The organism is Nitrosomonas communis, from assembly GCF_900114745.1.
Lineage (GTDB): Bacteria > Pseudomonadota > Gammaproteobacteria > Burkholderiales > Nitrosomonadaceae > Nitrosomonas > Nitrosomonas communis_A.
The window spans coordinates 50,231-59,049 of sequence record NZ_FOUB01000020.1; the positions used below are offsets into that span (position 1 = coordinate 50,231).

The window sequence follows — 8,819 nt, forward strand, 5'->3', positions numbered from 1 at the left end:
CTTCAATGATTGATGATTAGCAATCTTAATTTAAATATTCAAATACCTTAACGACTTTCCTTGCCCCTGCAGTAGTACTGGCAATTTGCGCGGCATTTTCTGCTTCTTCGCGCGTAACAAGCCCAAGCAAATAAACGACGCTATTTTCAGTGACTACTTTCACGTAATTAATTTGAAATTTTCTTTCATTTAGAAAACGTCCGATAACCTTAGAGGTGATCAAAGTATCGTTAGTGCGCGCAGATAAGGCACTTTTTTCGGATATGGAAATTTCATTATAAACGTTCTGAACATTATCCACTCCCTTAGTGATTTTTTCTGCTTCACTTTTTATGGATTCATTGGGTGCTTCTCCGGTCAAGAGTACATTCCGATTAAAGCTGGTGACATTAATACGAACATCGTGCCCGAGCTGCTCAACGATTCTCCTATTCGTTTTAAGTTCAATTGTTTGATCATCTATAAATGTACCACTACTTCTACGGTCTTCACTCATAAGGGCGCCTGTTCCTGCTCCTACACCCACGCCAGTAACTACAAGGGGTACACAGCCGCTCAAGATAAATAAGAATAACATCAGTAGGAAAGGATAATATTTTATATTATTCATTAGCTTCGCTTTAAGTATGAGTAAAATTATGCTTGATATTGCAGTAAAATAACGTTAAATCAGAAATTTTACTGACCCATAAAATAACATAAATCTAAACCCGATAATTGATTACTACCTACCAATAATACGCTTCCTTATTTTATATAAAGCGTACTCATAAAAAATAGATGTGACGCTAAAAGTGGGTAAGCATCTAAAAAAAACAATTTATAAAGCCGCAATACAGTTCAGTTCTCGATAAAAGCTTTATATGATCCGGTTCGAATTGATGTAATAAATACTGATTGATATCTTCTCTATACTAAAAGCATCTTACTAAAAATATTTATAGGAATATAAAATGACGTTATCTTTATCTTCATCTACTGCAAAAGAGAAAGCCAAAATTCTTGCAGAAGCACTTCCTTATATACAACGCTTCCATAATAAAACCATCGTTATTAAATATGGTGGTAACGCAATGGTTGAAGAAGATCTCAAACAGGGTTTTGCACGTGATGTGGTGTTACTAAAACTAGTTGGGATGAATCCTGTTATTGTTCACGGTGGCGGACCTCAGATCGACCAGATGCTAAAGCGTGTTGGAAAAGAAGGCGTTTTTATTCAAGGAATGAGGGTAACCGATGCAGAAACCATGGATGTCGTCGAAATGGTGCTGGGGGGATTGGTCAATAAAGAAATCGTCAATCTTATTAACCGCCATGGTGGTCGTGCAGTGGGTCTGACCGGTAAGGATGGTGCTTTTATCCGAGCAAAAAAAATGTTGATTCAAGATAAAGAGAAAGCAGGCGAATGGATCAATATCGGCCAAGTAGGTGAAATTGAACAAATCGATCCTTCCCTCATCGCATTACTTGATACACGTGATTTCATCCCAGTTATAGCCCCGATTGGTGTCGGTGAAGATGGTCAATCCTACAACATCAATGCGGATTTAGTTGCAGGCAAGCTTGCTGAAATTTTGAAAGCTGAAAAACTGATACTCCTCACTAACACATCCGGTGTACTGGATAAAAATGGCAATCTACTTACTGGACTGACTGCTAAAAGAGTCGATGAATTATTTGCAGATGGAACCATTTCAGGAGGTATGTTGCCCAAAATCGGTTCGGCACTCGATGCAGTAAAAAATGGAGTGAAATCCTGCCATATTATTGATGGGCGCGTAGCGCATGCACTTTTGCTGGAAATATTGACTGATGAAGGTGTGGGTACATTAATCATGGGAAATTAAATAACCTTAATCTTTTTGGGCACAGTTTCCCGCTTCCTCGGGGGCGTTAGAAATAGCCCAGTAGGTGTCCTGTAGGAAAAAAACGGCATTCGTATTCCGTTGCTTGCAGCGGAGGTAGCCGTTTTTAGGTCGCCGCAATTTTATTTGCGATGACTCCGTTGATAGCGGCCAATCAATTCTGCCTGCATAATAATATGACCGTGCATGGCTTTTTCCAGCTCCGATTTAGTAGGATGCTTCAAATCAGGCAGTACAGTATCGAGTGCATAAAGTTTATGAAAATAGCGATGAATGCCGATGGGTGGACAGGGCCCGCCATAACCTGTACGCTTCCAATCATTAATTCCCTGTAAGGTTCCTGCTGGCAGTTCATTCACTGCGACATTTTCGGGTAGACCATTAGCCTGAGGAGGGATATTGTATAGCACCCAATGCACCCAAGTCATTTTAGGAGCAGCCGGATCAGGCGCATCTGGATCATCAACGATCAGCACGAGACTTTTGGTTTGATCAGGTACGCCCGACCATGAAAGGGTTGGGGAAATATCTTGACCGTCACAAGTGTATTGACTTGGAATCATGTCATTAGGGGAAAAGGAAGGAGATATCAGTGAGAGTGTCATAATATTTTCCTTGTTAATTTGAGACGTGCTCGTTTCTGCACGGCTAGTTTGAATAGGGATGAAAAAAAGCATGATTGTGAATATTGTTATTATTACCAGATGGAAAAAATAAATACAACCGGTGTTTCCTGGATTAGCTTCACGAAAATGTTTCATGTTCTTGTCTCCTTCTGCAAATTATCAATTAACAACTATCAATAACTGACTCAATGAGAAAAACTGACATCCTACTTTTATAACGCATATATGAGTAAAGAAAAAGAGTTTATTGATCTAAAAGAGTCGCAATCAAATACTAATCGGGTGCTAGAAGTTAATAATTTTTTGAGTCTGCGTCTGCCTAATTTAGTGTAAAAGGATATAAAAGCCATGCGATAAAGCTATAAGTGAAATTCGATGACTTGAATCCTAATAAATCTACAAATGATTTATTGCTACTGTACTCCATAATATTCCTATTCGTAACGACTTACTCCCCCGAAATCATTAAAAATAATCGCAAAAACACTTCACAGGTTTTTGGACGACAAAAATTCAATTTTGTGCCGTACTGGTAAATATCCACGGTAGTCACCTTAGAACCAGTGATGTGCCATTTTCAGTATGGTTTTGCTGTTTTGTCTGGATGAGTTTAGTTTATCCTCACTGACTTGCTTACCGGACGCCAAAAAAAGCCGTGTTATGATGGTGTTATCGATAATAATCCATATACATCAACATGGCGAACTTGGATAAAACTTCAGTTAGAGATGAAGTCAGCCGTTTAAAAGCAGACTTTGATCGTCTTGGTGCTGAAGGTAAATGATCTTCTGAAAGCCAGGCGATCATAAATAGCCTGTTTATGATGGTCGGACTGATTCTGGCGATCTTTCTTGAGTGCAGTACTAAAAAAGACAGTAGCCATTCCAGCCAACCCTCTTCACCAACCTCGAAAGATGAATCCGTGTTAAGTCATCCTGGAAGTAACAGCAAAAGCAAAAGTGAGAACAAAGACCAGGCCAGCAATACCCGCGTTAACGAAACCGTTACGGTTTCTCCAGTGCTCGCCTACGAAGCGTGCGCACAAGATCACAAGATCTGAGTAATATTCCCTGTATCAATTATGCAAGGCGCATCAAGATCGATATGGTATTTGAGAAAGTCATTGATCATGTGGACGCTGAAATCACACGCTGTCCAGCTTGTGGTGCTACGGTAAAAGGTGTCTTCCTGCCGGACATGCACGGCCCGTTACAATATGTCGATGGTTTAAAGGCTTTAGTGATTAATTCCATCTCTAAATCAAAAATGACACGAAGGTGAGCCGCAGACAGTATAAATAATACGGCAAAGGAAAGCCGACAAAGTCAGTTTTGATTTAGAAATGGAATAACTTACTGATCGGTCGGATGGTTGTTCTAAACCGGGTGCAGAAGTTGGTGAAATCGATGATCAGGGTCGTAATTGCTGGAGTCAGCTTATTAAAGTTCGTGCTGCGTCTTCATCAGGTACTGACAAGCTGGGAGCAGCGAGCTTCGAGAAGATAATCAATTCCCGACGATCAACGTCGATGAAACGTCTTTCCGGGTTGACATGAAGAACGACTGGATGCATGCCTATTCGTCAAATGACATCACCCTCAAGTTTTTGCACCAAGCTCGGGGTGAAGCGGCGATCGAAGCAATTAACATCCTTCCACGCTATGGCGATGCCATTATTCATGATGGCTACTCATCCTATTTATCATACCCCGACTGCAGCCATGGACTATGCGGTTCACATTAGTTGTGCGAGCTTACTTTTATTGTTGACGCGCACAATTATGCCTGGGTACGCAATATGAAACGCCTGCTACCGGAAGCCTGCAAAGAAGTCTCCAGTAGTACAGAAAAGCGTTTGAGCGACAAAGCGTTCGCCCATCTGGAAAAAACGTTACCGGCATATCTTAACGCGTGCTGAAAAAGAACTGCCGATCAGCCGACCTAAACCCCATGGGAAACGCGGCAAACTTGCCAAATCTGATGCATACAATCTTTGGGAAAGACTGAAAATTCACGAGGCAGCGGTGCTGCTGTTTGCGAAAGACCCACATGGGTCGTTTACCAATAACAGAGCAGAGCGGGACCTGAGAATGTCAAAGGTTAAACAAAAGATCTCGGGTTGTTTCAGAGTCAGCGAATAGGTTCATGCCTATTGCCGAATTCTGAAATTCTGAGCTACCTGCAATCCAGGCCAATAGAGGGGATAACCCACTTATCGCTATTCAAATAGCGCTGGCCAGTGAAGCTCATAAAGTATGGGGTGAGTAGTTATTATAAAATCAATCATTGGAATAGGCGTGCATGATGATGGTCTTGAACTTGTTGGATTTGTGAGAACGAAATTTTATTATATAAATCAAATGAAAATAGCCGACGCCTAACCTTTAAATAGTATTGTTACCGTGTCAGCGCAAATCATTCTTTCTCAAAAATCCAAAGAATCAGTGGTAAGCTAATAATTCCCATAAATTTTTGATCATTACGAAAATAGAGGGAATAATATTTATCTAACTATCTAAATTATTTATGTGATTCTGATTTCATATCAAGAACAGTCTTTTTATATAGAGGAGTGTGAGTGATGAAAACAATCAGATTGATAAGTGCATGTTTTTCATTCAGTATTGCGTTATTTGTGCCCGGTCATGCAAGCGCGATCGATTTGGGGGAGCTTCCAAGTGCTAGTGAAACTTTAGAGCAGGGTAAACAAGTTTTACCAGGCAGCGAGGCTGCAAAAACGGCCGTGCCAGCCGAAATTCCGGCAACTGGACTGACCAAAGAGTTAATGCAGCAATTTGGCATCAATCAGAGGCAGGCTGAAGCGGGAGCAGGTTCTCTGTTCCAGTTAGCCAAAACCAAAATGTCAGCAGAGGATTTTACCGCGCTGACTGATGCAGTTCCTGAAATACCTCATTTATTGACGGTTGCACCTCCGCCAAGTCCACTTGGAGGAGGTGGTATGGCAGCTACTTTCTTGGAAATTGGCTTGAAGCCTGAAATGGTCCAAAAATTTATACCTACCATAGTGCAATATGTTGAAAGTAGTGGCGGCAGTACCGTTGCGGCCGCACTTAAATCCGCATTGATGGGTGGCATGTAGCTTTTTCAATGAAAGGAGATCTGCCCGGCTGATGCTATTTTCTGCAGTAAGCGGACGGATCTCCTGATCTTCTTAATACAAGCTGTGGTAATGCTGTTCTTGTGTTATTCCATTTCTAAATCAAGCCTGATTCTGTCGGCTTTGCCTTGCCGTATTATTTATTGTCTTCAGCTCGCTCTACGCGTCATATTTGATTTGGAAATAGTATGAGTTAATTAAAAAGAAGAAACGAAAAAAATGAATCTCCTTTTTGCTTCATTTTCTTATTTATAATTACAATTCATTTAAATGATTGTCCAGGAAATGAAACCTATATTGATGAATCGTCGGCAATTCCTTGGTTTGAGTAGCGCTACCGCCCTGGTGGCAACCTGCTACCCTAATATAACACTGGGTCACGCTCTTTTGTCCCATCCGCAGCAGTCCTCTGCTGAAATGCTAAAAAGCATGCAAGGGCTGTCACAGCAAAAAAATTTGCTTCTGGGGTATCCAATCAATATGACTACGCCATCGGAGGAATTTTTCGCCTGGCGCAAAGAGTTATTTGCAGTTGGTCTTAATCAGTTTAGTTTTAACAACGTGGGCAATCCCTACGCTCATAGCCACATCCCTTTTAATGGTCATCTGTTTGAAAGAGAGCTTATAAACCGGTTTGGAGCAGTGTATGGTTTTTCACAAGACAATATCTGGGGTTTTCTTTCGAATAGCGGTACAGACAGTAATATGCATGGTTTGTATATGGGGCGCACAATTCTTAAAAGCCAAACAGGGGAGATGCCTAAAATATATTTTACAAAAGAAGCGCATTACTCAATTCAGATTCTCAGGGATTTGTTAAATCTGGAATGGGTGGTAGTCGGCACCAATCATGATGGCAGCATGGATACTGACGATCTGGAACGGCAAATGAATGCCAACCCCAATCATCCAGCTTTGGTGGTGGCAACGATTGGCACAACCTTCAAAGGTGCTGTCGATTCCATAGAAGGTATTCGAGCAAAGCTAACAGGTCGCACATCTTATCTACATCTGGATGCAGCGCTGTTTGGTGGTTATCTGCCACATACCCAATTTGCGGCCGAGCTGTTACATGAAGTCCCAGATGAGGGAACAGGGAGAAAAGTAAATCGTTATGATTCTATTGCCGTCTCATGTCACAAATTTTTTGGATTCCCTGCACCAGCAGGCTTATTTATCACGACCAGGGCAAATTTTGAGACATTTCTTACCCAGTTTGGCCATATTCATGATCCTGAATATATTTTGCAGATACCTGGAACAATTACTTGTTCGCGCGATGCGGTAAAGCCTGCTGAGTTTTATTTTTTTAGTTCGGAATCGGCCTTTAGCAAGCAAGTTGCTGATGCCAAAAGCATGCTGGATAATACTACCTATTTATTTAAGGAAGTGGTGGCGCACTACGATTATTTACAACCTATGAGAGCCAATCGCCAATCCAATACGATTTATTTCAGAAAACCAAGTGATACCGTGGTTAATCGCTATAGTTTGGCGGCCATGGGGGTGGAGATCGATAAGGAACGTGTTCCTTATGTGCATGTGGTCGTGATGCCTCATGCCAGCAAGGAAATTCTGGATCGATTTCTAACTGATTTGGGGAAAAAGGAAGGTTAACTTTGTTCCCGATAGGGCATTAATATGAAATTTTTTTAAAGTATATTAATGAGGCGTTGTCCACAATGATCGGTAAAAAATCACGATCGTAATACTCAGAGGGGAAGCGAAGATAAGTTGGCAAAATTTCCGGAAAGAATAGTTTTTTGATTGTTTTTTAATGCTTTCACGATTTATTTTATTGGTATTCTCAAAGCACCCAAATTTTAGGAGATTTTCAATATGTCGAAGTGCCTTCCATTAGCGCTTCTGGGTGATAAAAATAGCTTATCTGATCAGGCGCGTGCTGAAATCCAGAATCTTAGTGGCGCGCAACCCTTGGCATTCTTGTTTCAAGTATTGAGTGCTTGGGGAGTCATCTTTGCAGCAATAACGCTGGCTGTTTATCTCGACAATATTTGGATGAGTTTACTGGTTATGGTCTTTGTTGCAACACGTCTTAGCATTCTTGCTCTGTTAGTGCATGAACAGGTACATTTTCTCGGGCTCCGGGGAAAATATGGGGATTTAATCGTTAATTTACTCGCAGCCTACCCATTAGGAATCACAGTAGAAGGCTATGCCAAAGTTCATTTGGCGCATCATAAATATTATTTCACAGAGAATGATCCGGATTTTTTACGTAAATCAGGTATTGATTGGACATTTCCCATGTCTGCGAGGCGGCTTATTAAGCTTGTAGCAAGTGATTTATTCAGCTTGAGTTTCATAAAATTACTTAAAGGAAAACGCCTGGATAGTCCTCATATTTTTAAGCGACCTTATTCTCTTCCAAAATGGGTGCGTCCTACTTTCTATATAGGGGTGCTGGCAATATTGATTTATACTGAAATGTGGCAAGTTTTTTTAATGTATTGGTTTGTTACCTTTATTGACAATTTTTCCTATGTTTGTACGTCTTTGGGCATTCAGTGAGCATATTTACAATTTGCCCGGCGCAAGTGTTATAGAGTCCTCGCCACTGATCATATTAAATTGGTGGGAAAAGTTACTGTTGCCCAATCTTAATTTTACGTTACATCCCTATCACCATTTTTATCCTGGGATTGCGTACTGTAATTTGCCAAAGGTTCATGCAATATTCCAGCGGGAGCAACTCGTTAATGAGAAAAATGTTTTTTATGGAATTTGGAAATACCTTAGATACCTTCAACATTCTGAAGCAAGGAGTGAATAACTGGCTACGCTGGCGCGAGATTGTTTACAGCATGAATAAACCCAGATTTTCCATTAGTAGGTTGCTGAAAAACTATCTACATTGCCACTGTAGTGTTAAAAACAGGCTCAAGATGCTCGTTTATCAGGTATAAACTTTGCTTTTTTGCCTATTTCTATTTACATTAACTGTCTCGAATACGTTTTTCAATAGACTGTAGCGTGGAACAACACAAAATCTGGGTGCATAAAAATCTCGCGGTTGAATGCTGCGATGCGGAATATTGACCAATTGAATGCTTATTCAGTTATCTCTGCCAAGCGCCACCCCTGGCACTTCTAATGTATCCCTCCAACCCCACCACCTACCCACGTTCCTTCAATAATGCTTCAATAGCCTCCGGTGCAAGCGGCAACAATTCATCGATTCGGCTGTTAG

10 protein-coding genes and 1 pseudogene are annotated in these 8,819 nt (G+C 41.0%); 9 read left to right on the forward strand and 2 right to left on the reverse strand.

The genetic code is table 11. The annotated features are described in order from the left end of the window. Positions 1–25: 25 nt before the first annotated feature. Entirely contained in the window at positions 26–610 is a 585-nt protein-coding gene (locus tag BM122_RS09440; protein ID WP_083398430.1) for a BON domain-containing protein, read from the reverse strand. Positions 611–953: 343 nt separating this feature from the next. Here BM122_RS09440 and argB point away from each other — a divergent pair, with 343 nt between their 5' ends. Next, positions 954–1,847, forward strand: a complete 894-nt coding sequence (gene argB, locus BM122_RS09445; RefSeq protein WP_074905336.1) for an acetylglutamate kinase — start codon at positions 954–956, stop codon at positions 1,845–1,847. A 140-nt stretch (positions 1,848–1,987) separates the two neighbouring features. On the opposite strand, the gene BM122_RS09450 is transcribed toward argB, so the two are convergent. Further along, positions 1,988–2,626: a YbhB/YbcL family Raf kinase inhibitor-like protein gene (locus tag BM122_RS09450; protein ID WP_371264909.1), complete on the reverse strand. Its 639-nt coding sequence runs from the start codon at positions 2,624–2,626 to the stop codon at positions 1,988–1,990. A 685-nt stretch (positions 2,627–3,311) separates the two neighbouring features. On the opposite strand from BM122_RS09450, the gene BM122_RS09455 reads away from it, so the two are divergent. From BM122_RS09455 to BM122_RS25040, 8 genes and pseudogenes are all read left to right on the forward strand, one after another. Then, positions 3,312–3,551 carry a hypothetical protein gene (locus tag BM122_RS09455; RefSeq protein ID WP_074905337.1) on the forward strand — a complete coding sequence of 80 codons (240 nt, stop codon included), beginning with the start codon at positions 3,312–3,314 and terminating at the stop codon, positions 3,549–3,551. Next, positions 3,527–3,772: a hypothetical protein gene (locus BM122_RS22360; protein ID WP_143083384.1), complete on the forward strand. Its 246-nt coding sequence runs from the start codon at positions 3,527–3,529 to the stop codon at positions 3,770–3,772. The genes BM122_RS09455 and BM122_RS22360 overlap by 25 nt, the downstream gene beginning before the upstream one ends. A 237-nt stretch (positions 3,773–4,009) precedes the next feature. Continuing rightward, a complete protein-coding gene (locus tag BM122_RS09460) occupies positions 4,010–4,234 on the forward strand; it encodes an IS66 family transposase (RefSeq protein WP_256211978.1) in 225 nt (74 codons plus the stop codon). 133 nt (positions 4,235–4,367) lie between these two features. Next, positions 4,368–4,619: pseudogene (locus tag BM122_RS25970) on the forward strand (IS66 family transposase); the annotation flags it as partial. Between the two features lie 452 nt (positions 4,620–5,071). Continuing rightward, complete coding sequence (locus tag BM122_RS09470; RefSeq protein ID WP_074905339.1) at positions 5,072–5,590, forward strand: DUF2780 domain-containing protein; 519 nt, start codon at positions 5,072–5,074, stop codon at positions 5,588–5,590. A 303-nt stretch (positions 5,591–5,893) separates the two neighbouring features. Beyond that, a complete protein-coding gene (locus BM122_RS09475; RefSeq protein WP_177198086.1) occupies positions 5,894–7,225 on the forward strand; it encodes a pyridoxal-dependent decarboxylase in 1,332 nt (443 codons plus the stop codon). Positions 7,226–7,447: 222 nt separating this feature from the next. Further along, positions 7,448–8,140, forward strand: coding sequence for a fatty acid desaturase (locus BM122_RS09480; RefSeq protein ID WP_083398432.1), 693 nt, complete (start codon positions 7,448–7,450; stop codon positions 8,138–8,140). Further along, the gene (locus BM122_RS25040) at positions 8,112–8,402 is read left to right on the forward strand and encodes a fatty acid desaturase (protein ID WP_083398433.1); all 291 of its coding nucleotides are present in this window, start codon (positions 8,112–8,114) and stop codon (positions 8,400–8,402) included. The genes BM122_RS09480 and BM122_RS25040 overlap by 29 nt, the downstream gene beginning before the upstream one ends. The last annotated feature ends 417 nt before the right edge of the window (positions 8,403–8,819 follow it).

What these genes read in the sequence shown, in the direction of transcription:
- BM122_RS09440 (WP_083398430.1), bottom strand. Translation starts at nt 610, where the DNA reads ATGAATAATATAAAATATTATCCTTTCCTACTGATGTTATTCTTATTT.
- argB (WP_074905336.1), top strand. Translation starts at nt 954, where the DNA reads ATGACGTTATCTTTATCTTCATCTACTGCAAAAGAGAAAGCCAAAATT.
- BM122_RS09450 (WP_371264909.1), bottom strand. Translation starts at nt 2,626, where the DNA reads ATGAAACATTTTCGTGAAGCTAATCCAGGAAACACCGGTTGTATTTAT.
- BM122_RS09455 (WP_074905337.1), top strand. Translation starts at nt 3,312, where the DNA reads ATGATGGTCGGACTGATTCTGGCGATCTTTCTTGAGTGCAGTACTAAA.
- BM122_RS09470 (WP_074905339.1), top strand. Translation starts at nt 5,072, where the DNA reads ATGAAAACAATCAGATTGATAAGTGCATGTTTTTCATTCAGTATTGCG.
- BM122_RS09475 (WP_177198086.1), top strand. Translation starts at nt 5,894, where the DNA reads ATGAAACCTATATTGATGAATCGTCGGCAATTCCTTGGTTTGAGTAGC.
- BM122_RS09480 (WP_083398432.1), top strand. Translation starts at nt 7,448, where the DNA reads ATGTCGAAGTGCCTTCCATTAGCGCTTCTGGGTGATAAAAATAGCTTA.
- BM122_RS25040 (WP_083398433.1), top strand. Translation starts at nt 8,112, where the DNA reads ATGTTTGTACGTCTTTGGGCATTCAGTGAGCATATTTACAATTTGCCC.